The organism is Peptococcus simiae, from assembly GCF_046097595.1.
In the GTDB taxonomy this organism is placed as follows: domain Bacteria; phylum Bacillota; class Peptococcia; order Peptococcales; family Peptococcaceae; genus Peptococcus; species Peptococcus simiae.
Window position 1 is genome coordinate 1 of sequence record NZ_JBJUVG010000010.1, and the last position, 22,735, is coordinate 22,735.

General features: G+C 40.0%; 27 protein-coding genes. 21 read left to right on the top strand and 6 right to left on the bottom strand.

The genetic code is table 11. From position 1 onward, the window contains the following. The 5 genes from ACKQTC_RS06975 to ACKQTC_RS06995 form a co-directional block, all read left to right on the top strand. The coding region (locus tag ACKQTC_RS06975) for a CAP domain-containing protein (protein ID WP_408977721.1) at positions 1-478 on the top strand (478 nt) is incomplete at its 5' end. A gap of 123 nt (positions 479-601) precedes the next feature. Beyond that, positions 602-814, top strand: a complete 213-nt coding sequence (locus ACKQTC_RS06980; RefSeq protein ID WP_408977722.1) for a zinc-ribbon domain-containing protein — start codon at positions 602-604, stop codon at positions 812-814. A 29-nt stretch (positions 815-843) separates the two neighbouring features. Beyond that, the gene (locus ACKQTC_RS06985; protein WP_408977723.1) at positions 844-1,527 is read left to right on the top strand and encodes a hypothetical protein; all 684 of its coding nucleotides are present in this window, start codon (positions 844-846) and stop codon (positions 1,525-1,527) included. Between the two features lie 208 nt (positions 1,528-1,735). Continuing rightward, positions 1,736-3,064 carry a stalk domain-containing protein gene (locus tag ACKQTC_RS06990; RefSeq protein WP_408977724.1) on the top strand — a complete coding sequence of 443 codons (1,329 nt, stop codon included), beginning with the start codon at positions 1,736-1,738 and terminating at the stop codon, positions 3,062-3,064. 112 nt (positions 3,065-3,176) lie between these two features. Further along, positions 3,177-3,485 (top strand): hypothetical protein, encoded by a 309-nt coding sequence (locus ACKQTC_RS06995; RefSeq protein ID WP_408977725.1) that lies wholly within the window; start codon positions 3,177-3,179, stop codon positions 3,483-3,485. Here ACKQTC_RS06995 and ACKQTC_RS07000 read toward each other — a convergent pair. After that, the gene (locus ACKQTC_RS07000) at positions 3,448-4,329 is read right to left on the bottom strand and encodes an Abi family protein (RefSeq protein WP_408977726.1); all 882 of its coding nucleotides are present in this window, start codon (positions 4,327-4,329) and stop codon (positions 3,448-3,450) included. The two genes, ACKQTC_RS06995 and ACKQTC_RS07000, sit on opposite strands and share 38 nt — an antisense overlap. 66 nt (positions 4,330-4,395) lie before the next feature. On the opposite strand from ACKQTC_RS07000, the gene ACKQTC_RS07005 reads away from it, so the two are divergent. Next, the gene (locus ACKQTC_RS07005; protein ID WP_408977727.1) at positions 4,396-7,137 is read left to right on the top strand and encodes a DUF7927 domain-containing protein; all 2,742 of its coding nucleotides are present in this window, start codon (positions 4,396-4,398) and stop codon (positions 7,135-7,137) included. A 136-nt stretch (positions 7,138-7,273) separates the two neighbouring features. Next, the gene (locus tag ACKQTC_RS07010; RefSeq protein ID WP_408977728.1) at positions 7,274-10,261 is read left to right on the top strand and encodes a DEAD/DEAH box helicase; all 2,988 of its coding nucleotides are present in this window, start codon (positions 7,274-7,276) and stop codon (positions 10,259-10,261) included. Positions 10,262-10,339: 78 nt separating this feature from the next. Here the strand turns inward: ACKQTC_RS07010 and ACKQTC_RS07015 are convergent, their stop codons facing one another. Further along, positions 10,340-11,701: a stalk domain-containing protein gene (locus tag ACKQTC_RS07015; RefSeq protein ID WP_408977729.1), complete on the bottom strand. Its 1,362-nt coding sequence runs from the start codon at positions 11,699-11,701 to the stop codon at positions 10,340-10,342. Between the two features lie 316 nt (positions 11,702-12,017). On the opposite strand from ACKQTC_RS07015, the gene ACKQTC_RS07020 reads away from it, so the two are divergent. The 5 genes from ACKQTC_RS07020 to ACKQTC_RS07040 all read left to right on the top strand — a co-directional run bounded on the left by ACKQTC_RS07020 (position 12,018) and on the right by ACKQTC_RS07040 (position 15,095). Further along, positions 12,018-12,476, top strand: coding sequence for a Panacea domain-containing protein (locus tag ACKQTC_RS07020; protein WP_408977730.1), 459 nt, complete (start codon positions 12,018-12,020; stop codon positions 12,474-12,476). After that, the gene (locus tag ACKQTC_RS07025) at positions 12,427-13,077 is read left to right on the top strand and encodes a hypothetical protein (protein ID WP_408977731.1); all 651 of its coding nucleotides are present in this window, start codon (positions 12,427-12,429) and stop codon (positions 13,075-13,077) included. Before ACKQTC_RS07020 ends, ACKQTC_RS07025 begins: the two co-directional genes overlap by 50 nt. A 175-nt stretch (positions 13,078-13,252) precedes the next feature. After that, positions 13,253-13,858 (top strand): hypothetical protein, encoded by a 606-nt coding sequence (locus ACKQTC_RS07030; RefSeq protein ID WP_408977732.1) that lies wholly within the window; start codon positions 13,253-13,255, stop codon positions 13,856-13,858. 216 nt (positions 13,859-14,074) lie between these two features. Further along, the gene (locus tag ACKQTC_RS07035) at positions 14,075-14,527 is read left to right on the top strand and encodes a Panacea domain-containing protein (protein ID WP_408977733.1); all 453 of its coding nucleotides are present in this window, start codon (positions 14,075-14,077) and stop codon (positions 14,525-14,527) included. Continuing rightward, complete coding sequence (locus ACKQTC_RS07040) at positions 14,520-15,095, top strand: hypothetical protein (protein WP_408977734.1); 576 nt, start codon at positions 14,520-14,522, stop codon at positions 15,093-15,095. Before ACKQTC_RS07035 ends, ACKQTC_RS07040 begins: the two co-directional genes overlap by 8 nt. A 176-nt stretch (positions 15,096-15,271) precedes the next feature. On the opposite strand, the gene ACKQTC_RS07045 is transcribed toward ACKQTC_RS07040, so the two are convergent. The 4 genes from ACKQTC_RS07045 to ACKQTC_RS07060 form a co-directional block, all read right to left on the bottom strand. Next, on the bottom strand, positions 15,272-15,694 hold the full coding sequence (locus tag ACKQTC_RS07045) for a hypothetical protein (RefSeq protein ID WP_408977735.1): 423 nt from the start codon (positions 15,692-15,694) through the stop codon (positions 15,272-15,274). Next, positions 15,694-16,059, bottom strand: coding sequence for a hypothetical protein (locus tag ACKQTC_RS07050; protein ID WP_408977736.1), 366 nt, complete (start codon positions 16,057-16,059; stop codon positions 15,694-15,696). Before ACKQTC_RS07050 ends, ACKQTC_RS07045 begins: the two co-directional genes overlap by 1 nt. 88 nt (positions 16,060-16,147) lie before the next feature. Continuing rightward, on the bottom strand, positions 16,148-16,492 hold the full coding sequence (locus ACKQTC_RS07055; RefSeq protein ID WP_408977737.1) for a type II toxin-antitoxin system RelE/ParE family toxin: 345 nt from the start codon (positions 16,490-16,492) through the stop codon (positions 16,148-16,150). Then, positions 16,489-16,794 carry a type II toxin-antitoxin system RelB/DinJ family antitoxin gene (locus ACKQTC_RS07060; protein WP_408977738.1) on the bottom strand — a complete coding sequence of 102 codons (306 nt, stop codon included), beginning with the start codon at positions 16,792-16,794 and terminating at the stop codon, positions 16,489-16,491. The genes ACKQTC_RS07055 and ACKQTC_RS07060 overlap by 4 nt, the downstream gene beginning before the upstream one ends. 177 nt (positions 16,795-16,971) lie before the next feature. Here ACKQTC_RS07060 and ACKQTC_RS07065 point away from each other — a divergent pair, with 177 nt between their 5' ends. From ACKQTC_RS07065 to ACKQTC_RS07105, 9 genes are all read left to right on the top strand, one after another. Continuing rightward, positions 16,972-17,424, top strand: a complete 453-nt coding sequence (locus ACKQTC_RS07065; RefSeq protein ID WP_408977739.1) for a Panacea domain-containing protein — start codon at positions 16,972-16,974, stop codon at positions 17,422-17,424. Next, complete coding sequence (locus tag ACKQTC_RS07070) at positions 17,399-17,860, top strand: hypothetical protein (protein ID WP_408977740.1); 462 nt, start codon at positions 17,399-17,401, stop codon at positions 17,858-17,860. The genes ACKQTC_RS07065 and ACKQTC_RS07070 overlap by 26 nt, the downstream gene beginning before the upstream one ends. A 167-nt stretch (positions 17,861-18,027) precedes the next feature. Beyond that, positions 18,028-18,417 (top strand): hypothetical protein, encoded by a 390-nt coding sequence (locus ACKQTC_RS07075; protein ID WP_408977741.1) that lies wholly within the window; start codon positions 18,028-18,030, stop codon positions 18,415-18,417. A 36-nt stretch (positions 18,418-18,453) separates the two neighbouring features. Beyond that, positions 18,454-19,455: a type II toxin-antitoxin system antitoxin SocA domain-containing protein gene (locus ACKQTC_RS07080; RefSeq protein ID WP_408977742.1), complete on the top strand. Its 1,002-nt coding sequence runs from the start codon at positions 18,454-18,456 to the stop codon at positions 19,453-19,455. Between the two features lie 69 nt (positions 19,456-19,524). Next, the gene (locus tag ACKQTC_RS07085; protein ID WP_408977743.1) at positions 19,525-20,067 is read left to right on the top strand and encodes a hypothetical protein; all 543 of its coding nucleotides are present in this window, start codon (positions 19,525-19,527) and stop codon (positions 20,065-20,067) included. Between the two features lie 216 nt (positions 20,068-20,283). Further along, complete coding sequence (locus tag ACKQTC_RS07090) at positions 20,284-20,940, top strand: hypothetical protein (protein WP_408977744.1); 657 nt, start codon at positions 20,284-20,286, stop codon at positions 20,938-20,940. Further along, positions 20,933-21,358: a hypothetical protein gene (locus tag ACKQTC_RS07095; RefSeq protein WP_408977745.1), complete on the top strand. Its 426-nt coding sequence runs from the start codon at positions 20,933-20,935 to the stop codon at positions 21,356-21,358. Before ACKQTC_RS07090 ends, ACKQTC_RS07095 begins: the two co-directional genes overlap by 8 nt. 308 nt (positions 21,359-21,666) lie before the next feature. Beyond that, complete coding sequence (locus tag ACKQTC_RS07100) at positions 21,667-22,092, top strand: hypothetical protein (protein ID WP_408977746.1); 426 nt, start codon at positions 21,667-21,669, stop codon at positions 22,090-22,092. Further along, complete coding sequence (locus tag ACKQTC_RS07105; RefSeq protein WP_408977747.1) at positions 22,065-22,619, top strand: hypothetical protein; 555 nt, start codon at positions 22,065-22,067, stop codon at positions 22,617-22,619. Before ACKQTC_RS07100 ends, ACKQTC_RS07105 begins: the two co-directional genes overlap by 28 nt. Positions 22,620-22,735 lie beyond the last annotated feature (116 nt).

Sequence of the window (22,735 nt, forward strand, 5' to 3'; positions counted from 1 at the left end):
TTACAAAGCCTTGGAGGCCCCTCGAAAGCCTTTTACAGCAGACCAGCTGCGGATGCTGGAGCTGGTGAACGCCGCCCGGGCAGAGCATGGACTACAGCCTGTTAAGCTCTCTCCAGCCCTCTGTGAAGGGGCTGAGATTAGGGCGAGGGAGTTTGGAATTGATCAGAAAAGGATTGGTGCAACTAATTACGATAATTATGTAAAAGCTAAAAATAATGGTTGGGATCCACACAACAGATTAGATGGAAAAGAATATGATACTGTTTTGCTAGAAATAGGACTTGCTTCAGCAGGTATTTCAATGCGAGAAAATTTAGCTGCACTCCCCCCCGTTCTAAGTACACCTGAAAATGCTATGAAAGGCTGGATGGAATCTCCTGGACATCGTGCGAATATTTTAAACCCATTTAATGTATATATGGGAATTGCTCATAGCGATTCTACAGCTTGGGATAACTGGGCTCAGCTTTTCCAATAAAAATATAAAAAAGTCGGGTTATCCCGACTTTTTTGCTTATCATTAGTATTTTAGAATATGACACAAAAAGAAAAGTATGGTAAATTAGTTACAATATCTCATTAAAACAGGAGGATTAAAGTTATGAATACGTCTGATCAATATTCTGTGATTCTATGTCCTTTTTGCGGCTCCATGGATTTAGAAGCTGTATATGACGAACATAGCGACAACTTTTCTATAGGAAATCTTTTTCGGAGAGGTCTTCTAGGATTGATTTTTTCAGTCGCTCGTGGCAGCAGACAAAACGCTTTTTGGGTTTGTCAAAATTGCGGGCACCAATTCCCTATTCAATAAAATCCAATATATAGATAGTGGAGGAAAATATGAATAAGAATGAGGCAATGAAGTCTGTCTATGAGGCATTACCTATTTTGCAAGAAATAAACCGCTTGTATTTTAAAGCCCGAAGTATAGAGCAACAAGCTTCAGTAGCAATGGTAAAAACCCAGAGAAGTAAGGCTAGGATATCTTGGATTCCTGCAATAATCGCAGCCTTCATTGTTTTTTATTTACTAGATATTTTTTTCAAACTTTTTATTGCGGGAAGAAGCGGCTACATTGTTCCTATTTTTATTATTAGCAGCTTGATATTATGTTTTGTTATCTATAAATTTATAAGAAAATCCTTAAATTTTAATCCTAATGCACCTAATAAAGGACTCTCTGCGGCTAGGAATGAGATAGACTTTATCTCAGATCAAATTTTTAGATTGGCAAGTGAGAATACTGAAATATTGGAAAAAATACCAAGGGACTATAGGAATTATGAGGCTGTAAGTTATTTTGAAAAATTATTTGCTAATGGACAAGCCGATTCTATGAAAGAAGCGGTCAACTTATTTGATGAATATGTACACAGATCTAAGATGGAGAGCAACACCGAGCGTTCTCTAATGATTGCTAGACAGCAGTCTCTAATGCTACAAAATATAGAATTCAACTCAGCACGAGCAGCTGATGCTGCTTCCGTGGGAGCATTTTTTTCTGTACTTAACTATTTAAAGTAAAAATACAGGCCAGAAACATCGTAAGTTTTATCTATAGAAAAAGAGCCGATCATTTTAGAGTGAACCCAAAAAGCTGGACCAAAGAGATAAGTACATTCCTTGTGCTTGTCTCTCTTTTTTATATACACTTTACGATTAACTACATCTAGTGTGCGTGGTATTATATACCTAACGAATAATACGCTAACCAAACACAGGAGGAATATCCATGAAAGGAAGCCTAACTAAAAAAGCAACGGCAGCTGTTTTAGCAGCAGCCCTCTTGGCTAGCACTGCCCCCGTACAGGCTGCGGAAAGCCATGCAAGAGACATTACCATCACAGTAGACGGACGTACAATCCCCCAGACAGACCAGAAAGCCTTTATTAAGGATAACCGGACCATGGTCCCCTTACGGACCGTCATGGAAGGCTTAAATATGGGCGTTGAATGGAACAACGAAAATCGATCTATTACCGTAAAAAACCCGGCCAAGGCTGAAACCTATACCTTTTATGCAGACAAGCCCTATTTCCTGCGCTACAAAAAAACAGGTACGGATTTTATAAAGCTGGACGTGGCCCCCTATATTACCTCCAGTAACCGAACCGTCATGCCCCTCCGGGCCATTGGCGAGACCTACGGCAAGGTAGACTGGAATAACGATACCAGTACCGTGGTTATTACCGGGACTGCTACTAACCCGGTCCAGCCTCAAGCACCGACTAACCCAGTACAACCGGCCAACCCGGTCCAGCCGGCTATTCCTACACAACCTAGCGTACAACCCACCAACCCTGTCCAACCCAGCGTAACGCCTAGCAAGCCTTCCAGTAAGGTGAATACACCCGGTAACCCCTTTACCCCTCCAGTACAAAAGGGAGCCTTAACTAGCGAAGAATTAGCCTGGTTAAAGGACCATGCTCAGTCAGGCCCCCAGACAGAGGAAGACCTGGCTAGATATGAGGCGTTCAAGACTAGAAAGGGCCTCAGTAGCGAAGAAATCGATCTAATGAATGCCTTTGCACGACAGGTGCCGGAGTTCAAGAAATTACAGGACCAAAAAACACATGCAAAAGTCCTTGAAGATATTCAGTACCAATCCTATGTGACGCCTTATTCTATTAAAGTATTTGAAGAAACCAATAACTACAGAGCTATGAATGGGTTGAAACCTTTGAAGTTATCGCCTTTTCTTTGCAAAGCAGCAAGCATTAGAGCAAATGAGTGCTTAAAATATCCTAACGTTAAAACCATTGAAGAATTTAGATATTGGCGATCACAAGGAAATAATTCGCACACGAGACCTAACGGTATGCCTTCAAATTCGATTATGCGTGATTTAGGTTACCCGTGGGATACAACTGGTGAGAATTTACTATCCCTCTATAATATGCCTCTACTTGAAGCTGAAGTAGCTGCCATTGAAGACACTAGAGATCTGTACGAGTCTCCTGGACACCGTGCTAATATGCTGAACCCTAACTTCACATATATGGGTGCGGCTAGAGCTCATACAACTTATAGTCAAAAATCCATCCAATTTTTTTGTAGTTGAATCCTGCAAATAAGCGACCGAAGCAAAAGCGACGGTCGCTTTTTTGAGGGATCGGTTCACGTTATCAGCATTATAGAGGATAATCTCTAGCTTCAATCCAACTAGAATCTTTGTGGTAAGCGAAAGCGAGCTGGATAAGCTCCGCAAGCAACACGCCGTTACCCTCACGAACACCGCCAACGCCACCGGTGAAAACGGTACAGGCGGTGCCACAGACGATAAAGTCAAAGTCCCCCCGGTATTAGTGCCGGAAGAGGGAGGGAGTGAAGTACCGGGTAAGGATGTTAATCCCCCTAAAGGTGTACCCACCCTCGAAAAGACCGCTGAAAAGGATATTGTAGACCTCTCCGCCCGAGATGGGCTCAGACTAAATGTACTGCTTGCTAAAGAACTTCCTCCCAATTCTCAGGGAAACCCATAAAACTGAAATTGAAAGCACCTTGGTATTTATTAAAAGATTTTTTCAAATCCCTTAACAGAGAAGTCCATTGTTCATTAGAATTCAACATTCTTTTAATGATTAATAAAATAGGAAATATTTTGTTTTGTTTTTTCTTATATTTTTCGTTTTCTATATAAAGGCGAGGGTTTTCTTTTAAAGGCATATTATATAGTCTGGTATAATGAGCGCAAATATTTCTTACTTCTACAAGGCATAATATCCAATTTTTGAGATATTTTGGACTTGTATTAAATTGGTTAGAAATCTCCTTTTGATCTTCAAATTTTAAAATACTAAAGAGGGAAGATAGAGTTCCAAATGACATAAGTTCAACAGCAGCCCAAATAGGAAAGTTACCATCATATTTTTTAAGATGATGCTTTACAAAGGGCTTGTTTTTTTGTCGTGCTATCTCTTTATCCAAATTATTTCGGATAAGGGTGTCTATAGGTTTGCCTTTTTTGTTTTTCTTATAGATGAAGTTGTTTTTATCCATAAGAGCGGTCGAACCGTATTTTATTGATAGGTGATGTGTAATTTTTGCCCTCAGTTCTATTTCAATCTGCTCAATAGTTCTTATAAGATTATTCTTAAATTGACTATCAAAACAATAAAGACTAAAAAGCTGCTCGATGGTAATACTGTCTTTATAATGTTCTCTATTGTTAAGCTTTTTTAGTCCAATCCCGTAGCCAGAAAGCCTGTAATAACTAACTTTCATTAAAACTTCTTTTGCAAAGTATTCATCGGATATTGTAAGATTGTGGTCATTTTTTAGCTTTTCAATTTGCTCATCATATGTTAAGGGCGGCTTTAGCTGCATGGTAATCCTGCTCCTTGATATAAAAAAGCCCTCTCCGTGGTCCGCATGTAGAAATCTACATTAAGCGTGGAGAGGTTCTGTTGGTATGATTATAGCATAGAAGCACAGAAAATCAATGGCTCATGTGCATTTTTAGGTGTAAAATCGCAAAATATAGATAAAAATGTTCTAAAAACAGATGGCAAGTCTAAGAATGACGCTAAAGAAGTAGTCGTAACAGACCTCATTGATCCGGCCTTAGACTTTGCAGGCTCTGTCACTGTAGATGGCAAGGGCCATAGCGACTTCTCCTATGATGAAGAAGCCCGGCTCCTAACCGTCAACCTCGGTGACGTGAAGATTGACCAGACCAAAAAGGTTGTTTTCAAGGTCACTGTTAATAAGACCGGGTATGGTAAGGAAGTAGAAAATATTGCTTCCGCTACTGCTAAAAATACCGGCGAAGTAACTGCACAGGCCAATAGTGGCATTGTCAAGATCAAAGACGGTAGTGCAGAACTTCTTATCGAAAAAGAAGCAGACAAACAAGCTGCTAAAGTTGGCGATAAGCTGATCTACACCCTCAAAGTTGCTAATAGCAAAAACGCTGAAGTGGATGCCCAAAATGCCGTTGTTAAAGATACCCTACCCAAGGGCCTCTCCTTTGACGGTATGGTAACTAAAGATGGTGCAGGTACTTCCTACAAATATGACCCGGCTACTAAGGCCATGGAGTTTCCGCTAGGCGATCTCAAGGTTGGCGAAGAAGTCACCCTAAAGGTTTATACCGTTGTAAATGAGGAAGCCTATGGCAAAGATATTGAAAACGTAGCTACCGTCACCGCTGATAATGCTACTGAAAAGAAAGCTACCAGCAAAATCACCACTGTAGACAAGGGTAAAGCAGATGGTCGCACCGGGACTAAAACACCGTCTAAGACCCTCGTTAAACCCGGTGAACGTATGACTTACACCATTACCTTAACGAACAGCCCCAGTGCTACAGCAGACTGGGAAAACGTAACCATTACAGACCCCATCCCTGCCGGCATGATCTTCAAAGATGCGGTTGAAGTAAACGGTAAACGTACCAATGAATACTCCTTTGATGCTGCTACCAATACTTTAACCTTAAAGCCCGATCCGATTGCTCCAGGAGCCAAGCAAATCTACACCATTGATGTGGAAATTGCAGAAGGCATGGAAGGGAAGACCTTCACGAATATCGCCTACTTGACTGATGATATCACACCGAAAGAACCAGTCCCCTCTGTGCCGGTCAACGTTCCGGATGGTAAAACCAAGCCCCTCATGAAAAAAGAAGCCTCTGTAAAAGAGACTAAAGAAGGGCAAGTATATACCTATACCGTAACGGTAGAAAACGGCTCCGGTAAAGATGTGGCCACTTGGAGAAACGTCACCTTGACCGACCTCCTACCGGGCGAAATCGCATTAAGCGGTATGGTCCTCGTAGATGGTAACCCCAGCCCTGTTCAAGTGACCTCTAATAACAGTTTTACAGCTGTCTTAGGGGATATTGAACCCGGCACCCATAAGACCGTCAAGTATGACGTTCGAGTAAAAGATGACATCACGAAAGGTCAAGAAAAGACCCTGACTAATATCGCTACAGCAGCCGGCGACAACGGCATGGCCAAAGACAAGGCTGACGTGAAGTTAGGGAAGGGTAAAGGGGTTCCTGAGCTGCCATCTACTCCCCCTAGCGACAAAGGCGTTCTCTTAAGCAAGGACCCTGAAAAGGCCCATGTGGACCTGACAGATGATCCCTACAACACCTATACCGTTACCCTGCAAAACAAGGATAACAAGGACTGGAAAGGCATCCGCCTCAAAGACAAGATTGACACCAGCTATGTTGTCCTCCTCCGTGACAGCATCCGGATGAATGGCCTGTCCCTCAAAGAAGGTAAGGACTTCAGCTACGTTGTTGGTGATAACGGGGTAGACACCCTAGATATTAAAGTAGGAGACGTTGCCGTTAACGGTACTGTTAAAGTAACCTTCAAGGTCAAACACAAAAACGATACCGCCGGCACGCCCTATGTTAATACTGTCAAAGCAGAATCTACCAGCCACAAGCCGGTAGAAGCAAACGCTGCCAGCGTAACTACCGTTAATCCTAAAGAAGTCACAGATAATCACCAGAAACTCTTCTCCGGTTATCCTAACGGCGAGTGGTGGCCTGATAACAACGCACCGGGTAAATTCTTATCCCGTCCTGAAGCAGCAGCCGTCATCCTCCGGTCTTACTCCAACTCAGATAAGATGGACCAATGGATTGGCAATGCTAGAAACATTAAGATTGACCAAGGGTTCCCGGAAGGCTTTACAGCTAAAGGCCTGCAAGGCATGGATCTCCCCATTAAGATCATGATGCAAAATGAACTGATGGGTCCGACCTTTGCTGATCCCTTCGCCTTTAGTGGCGACACGCCTCGCAACTCCGACATGGTAGAGTTCTACGAAACGACCCCCCGGATTAAAGTCACCCGGAAGGAAATCGGGGACATAATTAAAGTCGTCCTCGGCCCTGAAGCCCTCGCTAAAGGGATTGCAGCCGGCTATGACTACAACTCCACTGACCCCAACGTAGAAACCAGCCGGAGAGACTTTGCTAAAGAAATCTGCACCATTACTGGTCGAGATACCAACCCGGATATTAATGGTAACCGGATTCCGACTTTTACAGACGTTAATCCATCTGACCTGCTTATTGCAGAAGTTTCCATTTGGCACCAATTCACTTTGGATGAAAATGGTCATGAAAAATGGACTAAAGTCAATCCGAATGCAGGCGTAAAACCCTAATAGAAGGCAACAAAAAAGAGGTAGCTTAATCGCTGCCTCTTTTTTATTTAACGTAAAAGATGGTGACATAAAATAGCTAATATGGTAGATTCAATATATAGTATTCTGATAATTCTTTCCCAGCGGAGGATATGTTATGAATAAACAGATTGACTTAAAAAACAATATTTTAGATGCCTTTATATTTTATGAAAACCTATCCGAAGCAAAGCTACCTAAAGACTTTAAGCGGCTAGATCGAAGCAAATTAAACTATAATGAGTTAGAAAAATTACTACCAAGGACGAAAATCAAGAAATACACCCACTTAGTTCTGTGTATTAATGCACTTAGTTTTAAAGAGGTATTGGATAAATTAAGGAAAAAATACAATCTAGAAATAGTTGACGAAGAGGTGACTTGGGAGAAAACCTTTCAATACTCTTTGGTTTTTGACCATAAACTAAACCTTGTTTTAGATGAAACTTTTATTTCTATTCCATACTATATTTATTTGCAAGGCGAGCTTATTAAAGATAGCAAAACCATTAAGGAGCTGTCGGACAATTTAATTAAAGAAATAGGTGAGATATATAAACAATCTGACCGTGATATTGAAAGGTTTTTATTGAATTTAACCATCTCATCCAATACTTTTGTTAAGGCCAATAATATTTATTATAAAGGGTTTCGTAATAAAGCTGAAATGAATACAAGCCTGCACTCTTTTATAATAAACGATTTAAAGGCAGCTAAAAACTGTACCAACAGCCACCTCCTCAATCGTTTTTTAGGTGAAAATCTACCAGTGCAAAAAATTAACCTAGATAGTACCAAGCCACAAGGTCAAGAACAAATTTTAGATATTTTAGCCCCTTGCAATTTCCCATTAGGTCGCTTTCCTAGCAACCCTAGCCATGCGCCTAGCTTAATGCAGCAGGTAGCAATTAACTTGAGGATGATGGAAAGAGATAGACTTTTAAGTGTTAATGGGCCTCCTGGAACTGGTAAAACCACACTCCTAAAAGATGTGTTTGCAGGCTTAATTGTCCAAACCAGTCGAGAGATTTCCAAATGTTTAGGCGAAGTCACTCTTGATGAAATTAGTGTTACCACTGAAAGTAGTGGTCAGAAGCAGACATTCCAAATGAAAAAACTTTCTCCGGAGCTATTAACGTCTAATTTTATTTTAGCAAGCTCAAACAACAAAGCACTTGAAAATGTTGTTGTTGATTTTTCGATTTGGGACGCTATTCATGATTCTTTTCAAAAGCCGGACTACTTCCCTTTTGAGATGAAGACTGAAGATAATAGTTCTGCTACACAAAAAATGTGGGGATCCTTTTCACTCAGAGGAGGAGCGAAGGCAAAGCGCAGGAAAATTACCGAGCGGATAGACGAAATATGTTTAGAGTTAAATCAGATGGGAAAAGACATTAATGGAAATTCTGGAGAGAAGATTTCATATCTACCGCCAGACTTTTTTCTAGAGATAGATTGTGGTGATTTTAATTTTCTCTATGATAAAGTTCAAGAAGAGATAAATAACACACAAAACGCATATGAAAAATTAAAGAAAATATCTGAAGTTAAACAGGCTGTAGAAAGTTATCCCGGATTAATAAAAGAATTAACTAATGAGGTCTTTTCGATTTCTGACTCTTTAAAGAAGCTTAATAATGACTTAGAATCGGCTCAAGAAGAAAATAATAAAATTCTTCAAACGAAGCCGAGATTTTTCCTTATTAAGAAACTACTCAGAGCAAAGGAGGCTAAAATCTATTTAGATAAAATAAATAAAAGTGAGGAGATGATTAGTGAAATATCTGGTTCCATTGAGGAAGGCCGTAATAACCTTGACGGAAAGAAAGATTTAATTGAACAATATGAAAGAAGCTTAGACCAAGCTGAAGTAGATATGCAATTGATAGAAAAGGCTTTAGAAGATTTTAAGAAATTAAATAAACCGGTTTTAGATTTCAAGAAATCTTATCAGGAAAATGAAAAAATAGCGCCATGGTTTAATGATGAGTTTAGAAAGAAGCAAAGTCATTTATTTATAAAAGCATTAGGTGTCAGAAAAGCTTTTTTATCTAAGCATAGAGATTCATTAAAAGTTGCGAACCTAATTCTTAATGATGATAATAAATGGAAAATAAAGCAGCAAGAAAATGGGAGAGAAATTCTTCTTGCTGCATGGAATTGGATTAATTTTGCCATCCCAGTCATTAGCACCACCTTTGCCAGTATGTCCAATATGTTCGATTTTGCTGGTTCCGAAGATTTGCCTAACCTCTTCATTGATGAAGCTGGGCAGGCAGCTCCACAAGATTGTATAGGCGGACTAATGAGAGCAAGGCAAGTGATGGCCCTAGGTGATCCCTTTCAGATTGAGCCCGTAAAAACTTTAGACTCGCAAGTGTTAGGGGTGTTACAAAATCACTTTTTAGTTTCAGATCGATACCTTGCCGCAGAATCTTCCTGTCAGACTATCTTAGATGCTTCTGGTTCCTATGGCTTTAAAAAAGATGAAGATACATGGATTGGTATACCTCTATGGGTACACAGGCGGTGTGCAGAGCCGATGTTTTCAATTTCAAATGCCATTTCTTATGACGGAAGAATGGTCCAAGGCCTTGAGGACAATGCTGGATTTTCGACTTGGTGTGATGTTACAGGGGCTGCTGATAACAAGTTTGTTCAAGAGCAAGCCGAGTGTCTGGAGGAATTGCTAGAATACCTAATAAATGAAGAAGGTTATTCCAATAAAGATATGTATATTATCAGCCCATTCAGGAATATTGCTATGAGGATTAAAGAACATTTAAGAAAAGAACGCAAAGAGCATTTAATTCATAACATTAACGAGCAAATTGGTACCGTTCATACGTTTCAAGGTAAGCAGAACGATATAGTTATCCTCGTTATGGGTGCAGATAAAAACAGCTTGGGGGCAGCTAATTGGGCAGTATCTAAGCCCAATATAATGAATGTTGCTGTCACACGAGCAAAAAAGAGGTTCTATATTGTTGGTGATAAAGGGTTGTATAAAGGACTCCATTCGAATGTTGTTAAGGAAACCTTAGATAAGATTGAGGGGTATAATAAGATCCTTATAGGGGAGGTTTTACAGTTGGAGGATTAATAGATTTACCCTTTAAATTAAATAGATATCTACGAGAAAGAGCCAGTCAGAAGCGACTGGCTCTTTATATGGTCTGTTTTACGGCTGGAATTCTAATGCCCATTCCGTTTCAACGTTATCTTCTTGTGTATCGTAACCTACCCCCACATATTTGTGGTTGGGGTAGAGGATATTCGCCTTGTGACCCGGAGAGTTCATCCACATATTAAAAATTTCGTCAGGATTATTTTCATCAGTAAATATTGTGGCTAGATTTTCCCATAGCGTCGCTTTGGAAATGAATTGAGACAATCCAAGGTCCTTTAGTACCGTTGTTGGTTCAGTCCCATCAAGTCTTATATGAGGATTCCAGCCATTGGCCTTGGCCTTCATGTGACTATTATAATCAACTGCACCAACTCGTTTTTGATCAATATCATACTCCCTCGCCCTAATATCAGCCCCTTCACAGAGGGCAGGAGAGAGTTTGACGGGCTTCAGTCCATGCTCAGCCCGGGCAGCGTTTATCAGCTCCAGCATCCGCAGCTGGTCTGCTGTAAAGGGCTTCCGAGGTGCTTCCAAGGCTTCATAAAAGCTGAGTAGCTCCACATCCGGCTTGCCCCGGACGGCATCTAAGATTAAGTCGTTGTCGACCTCTTCACACTCTATAGCAGGATTATTCGCCCAGCCAACATACTTATCCTTAATCTCGTTAATACGTACAACCTGTGCCTTAGCTTCACTAGCCTTATCGGAGAGGCCATTAGCAATAATGCCCTTTAAGAAAGTCCGCTCTTCATTAGATAAAGCTTTCTTTTCCTTCTTCACGCTAGGCTTACTAGGTTCACTAGGCGTAGGTTTAATAGTCGGCTCACTAGGCTTTACGCTGGGGGCCGGTGTGGGCTGGGCCGGTTTATTCGGCTGGGCAACAGGTGGCTTAACAGTAGGTGTAGTAGGCTTAGCAGGCGTACTAGGCTGTGCGACCTGACCGGCTGTAATAGCTACCGTACTGGTGTCATTGTTCCAGTCTACCTTGCCATACGTCTCCCCGATAGCACGAAGCGGTACAACTACCCGGTTGTTTACTGTAATATAGGGGGCAACGTCTAAGTTAACCTTACGGATTGGCTCCTTGCCTGTCGTGCCGTATACGTTGAAATAAGGCTTATCTGCATAGAATACATAGGTGAGATTCTTAGCCGTGTCTGAAACAAAGATAGACCTATTTGATTCTACCCAGTTAACATTCATTTTCAGCCCTTCCATAACAGTCCGTAAAGGTACCATGGTCCGGCCATCCTTAATAAAGGCCTTCTGGTCAGTCTGGGGGATCGTACGTCCGTCTACTGTAATGGTAATGTCTCTTGCATGGCTTTCAGTAGCCTGTGCAGGGCTAGCACTGGCCAAGAGGGCTGCTGCCAAAACAGCTGCCGTTGCTTTTTTAGTTAGGCTTCCTTTCATGGGTGGTCCTCCTTTGTTTGGTTGGCGTATTATTCGTTAGGTATATAATACCACGCACACTATATGTAGTCAACGATCAATGAAGGTGACTATATGTAGTAATTTTGAGAGGAAGGGGGCTAGGGGTAGAGGATCATAGATAGGTAAAGTTTTGTTTGATTCCTTCTGCTAAATTACCTATAATAAAATTAAAGTTTAATCGCCCCCCCGGTTTAGTAAACTTTCTTGCTGAACACAACAGATACGTCTGACGGGGGCTTTTTGTATAACATGAATTAGGATAGTGGCATAGTTTAGGCAAAAGGAGATATCTAAAATGGATGCTAATAAAATTGCGAAATGGTTTTTAAGTAAGGAATCTATGTCTCCTAAGAAAATACAAAAATTAGTGTACTACGCATATTCATGGTATCTCACTCTCATGAATGATAGTGTTGAATACTTGAACAATAAATTATTTGATGAAGAAATTAAAGCTTGGGTACATGGACCTGTAGTAATTTCAATTTATCAAGAATATAGAGATTATAAATTTCGTGAAGTTCCAAAACAAAAAATTGACGATAGTGACTACAACGAAGACACTTTAGATGTGCTAAACCAAGTGTGGGATGTGTATGGTCAATTTAATGCAAATGAACTTGAGAGCATTACTCATCAAGAAGATCCTTGGATTAGAGCAAGAGGAAACTTGAGTCCACTTGAAAATGGTTATGACTCTATTGATGATCGAATTATTTTTGAATACTATTTACGCCAAATGGAAGAAGGCTAAATTGAGTAAGAAAAGTAATAGAATTAGAAATAATAAAAGACCTAAAAATAACGTTACAAAGGGAAAAACACCTTTGAAGAAAAAAGAAGAAGAAAAATTAGTTATTTCTATGTCTTATAAAAATTGGATAAAAGGATATAGAGGAAAAGACATAACCACTTATACAGAAACAAAAGAAGAATTTGTGAATAATTTAATGTACATTATATATACGCTAATTCCCTATGTTTATGAGAATTGGGGTCAAAAAATGTCGCATTGTCATTCCATAAATGAATTAAGGGGTAATAGTTCTAAAGAAGCTCAGGGTAAATATATTGAGGTCATCAAAAATATACATCCTGAGTTGTTAAATCCACTATCAGATAAATCTAAAAATAAATTAAATGGAGTAGAGTACGGAACTGGGCAGCTTGAAGATTTAGAATTGTACCAATTAGGATTGAAGGGTTCAGTAAGAGTTATATGCGGAAAAGTAGACAACACACTTTATCCATTATTGATAGATCATCATCATTTAGGGTATGAAAGTCAAAAATATAATCAGCGTGATACAAATAAGTTTGATTTTTGTCCGATTAATTGTGGATTAACTAAGTAAATTATAATTCGTGTCTCTTGTTGATTTTCTGAAGTAAACCACGTATAGTACTGGCATGAAGTATAGCTTAATATTTAATTTTTAGGTTTATCTAGTAGGTAACAAAAACTATGCTTCTCTAGGAAATCATTATTTAATAGGTTTAGGGGCCGTGAAAATACACGGCTCTATTTTTATGTCATCAGCCCTCGTAGACACTCTGCCTTCCGAAGTCCAGCTCATTGGCCAGCCCACCCTGCAAGGGAAAACAGACGGTGAAGGCCTAGCCATGGTTGGTGGCAGCACAGTGACCCAGCCCATTGGGGATATTGCCCCCGGCGAAAGCGTAAAGGTCACCTACACCGTCCAAGTGAAGAAAGGGACGGCCAAGGAAGTCACCTACAAGAAAGGTGCCAGTGAAAACGAGTTAGACAAGCTCCGCAAGCAACACGCCGTTACATTAACTAACACTGCCAACGCCACCGGTGAAAACGGTACAGGCGGCGCTACAGACGATAAAGTCAAAGTCCCCCCGGTATTAGTACCGGAAGAGGGAGGGGGAATGGTACCTCCTACTTTCGATAAAGGTAAACCCACCCTCGAAAAGACCTCCGAAAAGGACATCGTAGACCTAGCCACCCGAGATGGCGCCAGAAACACCTACACCATTAAGCTAACCAACAGTACAGATAAGGTCTGGAAAGATATTAAGGTAACAGACGTCCTAGATACCTCTCGCCTGACCTTTTTGGACTCTGAACCTCCTTGTGTAAGTGCAAGGGGGTCTTTTTTGTGGACTTAGATAAGCCTTATGAACGCTAAGGCGAGGACGGGACTGCTAGGAGTAGGGGCATAAAAATAGCCACCTATGAGAAGGTGGCTATTTACCAAGCGCTTATTTGTGGAGATAACACATATCGCTTACGCCAAGAAAAATTTGTCTTTTGGTATTATACATTGTATAATGTGGATACTAGAAGTTTTTCTAATTTGCCTGTTCTAGGGAGGGGGAAAGCAAATGAAAAGTGTTGTAGATGTGGCCAACTGGTTTTTAAGCAAAGAGAGTATGACTCACAAAAAAATACAGAAATTATGCTATTATGCTCAGGCTTGGTATTGTGCGCTGTATGATGGCACTCCTCTTTTTAAAGAGGAAATTCAAGCATGGGTTCATGGCCCCGTTGCCCCTTCTCTTTATCCCTATTTTGCAGATTATAGATGGAATGAAATCCCGAGGATTGAGTCGAACGAAGGTTCTTTCACGGAAGAAGAGTTAGATGTACTGGAGGCAGTATATTTGACCTATGGAGGCTTTACGGGAGACCAACTTGAAAGCCTGACTCATTCAGAGGACCCCTGGATAATCGCCAGAGGAGAATTAAAGCCTTGGGAGACGAGCAGAGAGGTTATATCTCATGCTTCCATGAGAGAATATTACTCTAAGAAATACGAAGAAGCGCAAAATGACTAAAAAAATTAAACTTCCACCGGTGAGCGCAGAATTAAGTGACCATACAAAAACTCTTCCCTATAATGGAAATGCTGTTACGGAGAAGAGTTTTTCTTTTTCCTTTGCTTGTTTTGACAGAACGCATGAATTATTTAATTTAGGTAGCAAGGATAGAGGAAAGAGCGTCTCGGGAGAGTGGTTTATCGAATTAATGGACTGCTTCAAAAGTGTAAGTAACAAAACGATATCAGAATTGAAATCTTCTTTGCACGACTTGCACTCGATAAGGTGGGATAAAACAAACACTAAACCTCCATTGTACAGTGGTCAATATGAGTTTTCGCAGTTCCGCATCAATAAGTCAAAGGGAAGAATAATTGGCTTTATTGTTGAAGGGGTGTTTTATATCGTGTGGCTTGATCCCCATCACAACCTGACTGACAGTGCTGGGTATGGTGGGGCAATAAAGTATCCCCCTGGATTGAGTTTATATGAAAAGCAAGAGAAAAAAATTAGTAGTCTGGAGAAGCGAGTTTTATATTTGGAAGAAGAGTTGAAGACCGCAGAAGAACTCTTAGATAAAGTGTAAGCCCAAAGGGTTAGACAAACCTTGCTTATGCTGTGGGACTCTGGACCTCCTTGTGTAAGTGCAAGGGGGTCTTTTTTTGTAGGCTTAGATAATCCTTATGAACGCTAAGGCGAGGACTGGACTGCTAGGGATAGGGGCATAAAAATAGCCACCTATGAAGGTGGCTATCTGTAAATCTATTCTTTATTTTCTTTTTCAAGCAGAGCCGTTACATTCAGTACAGGGAGTATATAATTTGGGAACTCATTAGCCCTCATGATTATATCTGAAACCATTGGACGCATATACGAATATAGGATTGCGGTAGCATTTTCAAGCAAATATTGCTCAAAAGACCTGCCATCCGATTCGTCCTTGTTGTAGCTAAAGTGTGCGGTCATTTTAAGGACAACCTGAAAGGCAGCCCTCGGATCTTCTAGGCTACCTAAGATTAGGTCGAAGTTTACGAGAGCCTTATCTTCTTCGCTTTTATCGTTATATTTCAAATTTACAATAGGCTTAATATCAAGGGTTATCGTTCCATCTGACGGATCGAAGTTATCATTTCGAATATAGGATATTTCGTTAAGATGATAATTATGAAATCCTATTCCGGCCATTATGCAGCACTCCCTATATCAATATTTGCTGGTTGAACACTGGTATCATATACTTGAGAAGCCTCTTGGCAAGTTAAGCTTTTTGTGGAGTCAGGATTAAGATATGAAAAATTAGTATGATTTTTCTCTAAAGAGAACTGAATATCTGAATCTATATATGCCGTAACATCTTCAATGGAATCTTGAGCGTAAAAATCTTGCTCTAGTTCAGGTGGTTTGAGGGCGGAAAGAGATAAGACTTCATCAATCCTCGCAATTAGCTCGCCGCTACTATCAAAAAAACCGGGTGTACTTGAGTCGAATTCCACTGTATACCCATAGTTAGCCATATATTCTATAAAGGCTTTCTTATCTAATTCATTCATAATATACCTCTCCTAAGCCCTCTGCGATTTCATATATCCGCAACTCTGAGAAGTCAATAATACTTTGGTCAAATATAGAAAGGTAAAGCTATTCTTTATCTGCTCTTTCAGTCAATGCAGGCATGGTACAAATATTTCGACCGCTATAAACAATACGGATAATGGTAACTGTAGATATATTGCTGCTTATCATGTAGAAGATGATAAAATTATCAATTGGCATATTGTACATTGACCGGTTTCTCCAAGGACTCCGATTTAGAACAGGATTCCTAGTCGGCATAAATTCGAGAGAACGAACTGCTTCTCGAATTCGATTAATCTGGCTTTGGGCTGTTTCTGGTGCTAAAAGAGAAAATGCGATATAAGAGTAGATTTTCTTTAGGTCGCTTTTGGCCTCCGAGGAATAAACAACCGCATAAGAATTGCTCATATCCCGAATTCCCTGGCAAGTTCGGCATCAACCTCATCGGTGGTATAGGTTTTCCCTGATTTTAGAGAATTAACACCCTTCATAAGTTCCGCATCAAGTTCAGAAGGAGTCATCTCACCTATAAAGGTGGGTCCAACAGAAGGTAGGGATAAATTCAAAGGCAGCCCTCTGGTAAGGACAATTTGGCTGTAAAGCATCTGGATTGCACTAGATGGAGAAATCCCGAGCTGTGAAAGGATGTCTTCTGCATTCTCTTTTAGCTCAGTATCAATTCGAGCATAAACTGCGGATGTATTTGCCATATTAATCACGCTCCTTTTTAGCTACATTATATCTAACAACTGAATGCAAATGCAAGCGATTGCTTGCAATGGTTGAGGGCGGTTCGGGGTGAAAGAAAAATTTGTCCTTTGGTATTACACATTGTATAATATAGGTAGTAGAACTGTTTGCTGATTACTAAGCAGGAGATGGTTATAATGGCTAGTGTTTTAGATGTGGCAAAATATATCATTGAGAACCTTGGCGAAACTACCACCATGAAGCTGCAAAAACTTGTTTACTATAGCCAAGCGTGGTCTTTAGCTTGGGATGGTGTGCCGCTTTTCAATGAGGATTTTGAGGCGTGGGCTAATGGCCCTGTGTGTAGGGAGTTATATAACGAGCACAGAGGAATATTTACTGTTCAGAGTACTAGCTTTCTTGCTGGGCGTAATATTACTGGCCTTTTTACTGATGCTGAGCTAGAAACCATGGATGTTGTGCTGCATGATTATGGTAATAAAGAGGCTCGTTGGTTAAGCGAACTAACCCATAAGGAAAGACCTTGGCGTGAAACTCGAGGAAATACGCCACTCGGTGAGCGTTCTAATGCGATTATTCCAAAAGAGCTTATGCTGGAATATTATGCCGGACTTCTTGCTGATGGCTAAGAAAAAACGGACAAAGCAATCGCAGCAGGTTGGAGCGAAAAAACAATCACGGATAAGCGAAGATGTTGATATATCTACGCTCACTCGTCCGGTATGGAGCTTTTCTCAATGTGATACTAGACACGAAAGGTGGGCCTTTGATCATAGTCGGATTAATGAGGTTCTTTTTGAAAAGATGCAGAACTTCGAGAACCAAACATGGCATGAAATCAAGGTTAAGGGCAAAAGAAATAACCATCATGTACAAATAAACCAACTATGTAAAGAAGCACAGAAACGTCTATCTGAATTGCATAAAGAGGACTATGACGCGCTGTTTAGTTTGCGCCTTAGCGGTAGGGAACGCCTTTGGGGCATCATTCAAGATGGTGTCTTTATGATTTTGTGGTACGATAAAGAGCATGAAGTGTGTCCTTCACATTTGTCACACACATAGTAAAAAATCAGAGCTGCCTCTTAGAGAAGCAGCTCTTTTCTATTCCGTTCAGAATATAGCTAATCTAAAATAAGGGAAATAGCAGATGTGTTTCAACGTTGACAAAAGGCAGCTAAATGATACAATAAATAAAAAAGTGAATCGCACTGTTGGTCGGGAGAAGAGGTTTGGATATAACAGAAAAAGAGGTTGAGACCTATTTAGAAGAAGCGAAGGCTTTAATTCGAGATGGAGATTATAGGATTGCTAGGAATGCTAACAGAAGTGACAATAATGACCTGTTTTTAGAATATGTGCTCTCGGAAGCTGAGGCTGAAAAAATATTATTAAGCTTATCGACTAAAGATTTTTCGGAGGCTCGCAGAAACCAAAAAGAAGGTTACGGGCATGAGCTTCTGTACATATTTGGAAAAAAAGTTGAATTGCTAGAAAGATTTGGGGCGAACTTGGTAATAGTGCCCTTGTATATTAAATTGAATAGGATAGAAAATAAAATCCTGATTGTTGTATCATTCCACAAGCAAAAATACAAACTTATATATTGCTTTAAAGATTAATGCCAACGATAATTACGAACTAAAGGAATGATAACTATGACTATTAGAGGGGAAAAGAATTTTTGCACAGAGTGCCGAGAAACAACCACCTATACATTAAAAAGGAAGGATATAGCAAAGGAGATTAAAGGACACGCATATCACTTTAGTGTTATTACAGCTGTTTGTGATAACTGTGGCGAGGAAGTTAATATTCCCGGAATCATTGATAAAAACATTAAAGAAGTAGACGAGCAATACAGAGCCATTAAAGGACTAGTGTCTATTGAAGATATTCAAAAACTCATGACCTTATATGATATCGGAAAGAGACCCTTGTCTTTAGCCCTTGGGTTTGGTGAAGTTACTATTGAGCGTTATTTATCCGGTCAGATTCCATCTAAAAAGTATTCTGATGTTATCAAAAAAGCCTTAACGGATCCCTCGTATATGAAAGCTTGTCTGGAAGAAAATAAAGACAAACTAAGGGAGATAGCCTTTGCTAAATCAATGAATGCAGCCCAAAGATATGAAAGTTTGTTTTCGGTATCTGAAAAAATATTAGGCGTTATCTCTAGGCTCTTTGCCAATTTAGAAGAAATTACCCCATTAATGCTACAGAAATTGCTCTACTATGTGCAGGGCCTATCATATGTGAAAAACGGGAAATCGATATTTTCAGAAGAGTGTCAAGCTTGGGTACATGGACCTGTTTATCCGGAAATCTACTTCATGTTTAGGGATTTTAAGTATAACCCAATTGAAGATGTGCGATTTGCTATTATTCAGAGTGATAAAGAGAGATTAACTGAGAGCGAGGTCTGTGTAGTAGATTTGGTTTCTGATACATTCGGGCGATATAGTGGAAAAATTTTAGAGAGGATTACCCACAGAGAACCACCATGGGTATCCGCTAGAAAAGGCCTTACCAATGATATGAGATCAAATAAAATCATCTCGTCCGAAAGTATAGAAGCGTACTTTAAAGAAAAAGACGGTGAGTATGGTTTCTCTGAAAAAGCAGGAATAGAAACTTACATTTGCAATATGATGGATTAGTAGAGGTTTGATAAGTCTCTAAAAGGTCATATCTATTGATTTTAGGGATAGTGGATATTATGAAAGGAGGTGAATTACAATGGGGTAAAAGACCGAATTCCAGAAAAATTAAAAGTATTGTTAGGTTGCAAATATAACCAACCAACCCCTCGTCTAAAGGACGAAGAAAATCTCGTTCAAAAATATGAACATTTATGTTTACGGGATAAGAATATCATGTGGCAAGAAAGTAGTTTAGAGGAATTACTTAAAGATATTGATGAGGAAATACTGAAAACGGGTCTCAGTAAAGAAGCTCTTTTCTTGGAAATTGAGAAATATAGGCACGTTATTTCAAGGGAGAAAAATTATGGTGGGTTTGGAAAAAGTATATTCCCATCAGTTGTTAAAATGATTGGCGGCCTTACAATATTTTGCTTTTCTTTAACCAGTTGGAATATCATTGATATTATTAAATGGACTTTTGATTATTTCGGGAATTATAGTTTTAGCGTTATAACCATCATTTTACTTGCAATTTATCTATACAAAGTTTTTGGATCTAGAAAATACGAAGAAAACATGAATAAATATTATGATTTCTTGATAAGTTATTTAGTTATGAAAAAATAGGCTAGCTATATATTGTAGAGTGCATATAGCAATATCAAGGTTCAATCTCAATCGCTCCCCCCAGTTTAGCAATTTTAGTTGCCGAACATAACAGATACGTCTGACGGGGGCTTTTTTGATGCGAAGGAAAAGTTTGTCCTTTGGTATTATATATTGTATAATATAGGTAGTAGAACTGTTTGCTACTTTGACTAGCCGAGGGAAGGAGGCTTCCTAGTGATTAACTCTAATGACAGAAAACTGGCTTTAAGCGGCTGGTTAAAAGAACATAATCCTTCGTCTTACAATTCATCTCTAAAACTACAAAAGTTTTTGCTTTTTTACGAATTGTTTAGTCATGTGAATAATGAACCTGCGGATTTTTCCTCTCTGAAAGGTTATAAAAAGGGACCAGTCTTTAGTGCTGTCTGGGGAGATTACACTAAGGAACACGAAGAGTTTATAAAAAAATCACAAGAAGCATATCTGAAAAACAGCACTGCAATCAATTCCTCTCATGCAAAGCGTAGTAGTTTTCTCACTTCCATACTAAGTGAAAGTGAATTATCAGAGCTAACTCATGCGCTAAACCTTTGGCGGTCCGAAGAAGGGCGTATACTTGCCGGTGAAAAACAGGTGCCACTTGATAAAAAGGATTTTATAAGAAGCGATAAGGAGCTAATTTGCAAACTTGAATCTCTATATCCAGACGATCTTATTGAAAGCGTTATTATTGAGCACATAGATAATAAGAGTTTTCTCATCCCGAAAGATAAGGTTCGCGAGTTTACCGCTGAGCATATGGATGTTCTTATGCAGATTGCAGAGTCTCAAGAGTTATATAATCCTGTGTATGTAGATATTGCAGATGATGGAGGACTGATCATTGATTGAGGCTAGAGATGTGATTCGGATGCGAGTTCCTTTCCCTGGTATTGACTCACGGCTTGCTATGCAGTCTCATATGTACATTTGTCAGATCAAAAAGACAAATACCCATGGGTTCTTGAAGTGCCAAACGCTAAAGCCATATATGTTGGGCGAACAAAATCCCATGAAAAATTTTCATGATGAAGAGGCCGATTTAGATAGGAATCCCTTTGTGCGCACTACTAGGATCGATTGTGATCGCATTTTTTCAACAAAAGCTATTGAATATAGTGAGAAAATGAGGACTACCAACCGGAAAGATATCTGCACCGAGCTCTTTCAAGTTTTGCTGAATAAAATTGCAAACGAAACTCCGGAAGTTATTCAAGTCAATGAAGATGAACTCTTGAGAATAAACCCTCTAGCTGCAAAAATAAAATAGACCTTCATAAAAAATCAGAGCTGCCTCTTAGAGAAGCAGCTCTTTTTCTTGTTCTATCTTAAAACCAAGGGATTTGAGGCGCAATTCCTATAAACGGAATGAGGTTGATGTAAAACAACTAAAAATAAAAGAATTTGAACTGAAAATTCAGCTATAAATCCGTTTTTTAGGATAAAATATGGATGGATTTCAAATAAGTTCATTAAAACAATACGATTAAACATTGATACTAAACTATTAACATGGTAATATGTATATACAGGATGTCTCTTGAGACATCTGAATTTAAGTAAAGGAGCGTGAGTTAAATGTCTAATGTTAAGGTGGTCGGCAAGAGGATCTTGACTAATAAAAAATTGTCTATCCTCCTTGGCTGCGCTATGATTGCCGGTTTAGTGCTGGCGGTTGGTTTGCTTTTCCCTGATATGGCTCTTGCAGCTAATCCGGGTGACGCTATTCAAAAAGGCGTTAAGCAAGGCTCCGGTGCTATTTGGCGAATCATGACTGCTGTCGTTGTCCCGGTTGCCGCTGTCCTCTTTGCTTGGAACGTTTTCCGGGCTATTTTCGGCGGTGAAAGAGGCATGGAATCTGCTAAGCGGAATATCTTTACCATCATTATTGTTATCGCACTTGTTCTCTTGGCCCCCGTTATCGTTCAACAAATCGGTGGCTGGTTCGGCAAAGGGGAAGATGGAGGCGTATTCGGATGCGTACCAATGCTGTTAATGATGTGATTTCCGCTAGACGCTTAAAATTATTTCTTGTTTTCAGTCTTGTAGGGCTTGCCTCTTTAGCCCTGCTTCTCCCGGATACTGCTTTTGCAGCCTCCTTTTCCGGTACAGCCGAGAGCGGCGTGTCATGGGACCTATCAAAGTATAAAGACATGATGGGTAGCGTATACAGAATTGCTATGTATATTCTTTTTCCTGTAGCCGCTGTTTCCTTGGCTGCTGCGGCCTTTATGATGATTACCGGGGATGAACAGTCCGTAGCTAAGGGTAAAAAGCAGGCGTTTATCACGCTATTTACCGTTGCAGCCCTCTTGCTTCTGCCGGCAGTCCTTGATTTTGGCGTATCAACGGGGTCCTCGCATGGCTGGAAGCCAACTATGCAAAGTGCAGAGGACTTTAAAAAGGCCAACTTGCCGGACTTCACCGCTGATAAAGGAGAAGGTGGCAAGACTTCGAAAACAGGCGGTAAGAAGGCGCAGGCACTCAAAAAGCGGATGGGCATAAAGAAAATAAAAGCTCAGGAGGGATGAGGTGATCGCCTATGATGAATACTATCCTATCATGGATTGCTGAAGCCATAAGTGACCTCTTATGTGCCATTATTAAAGCCTTCCTTGGCATGATGCAGATGAACCTAAGCGTTATC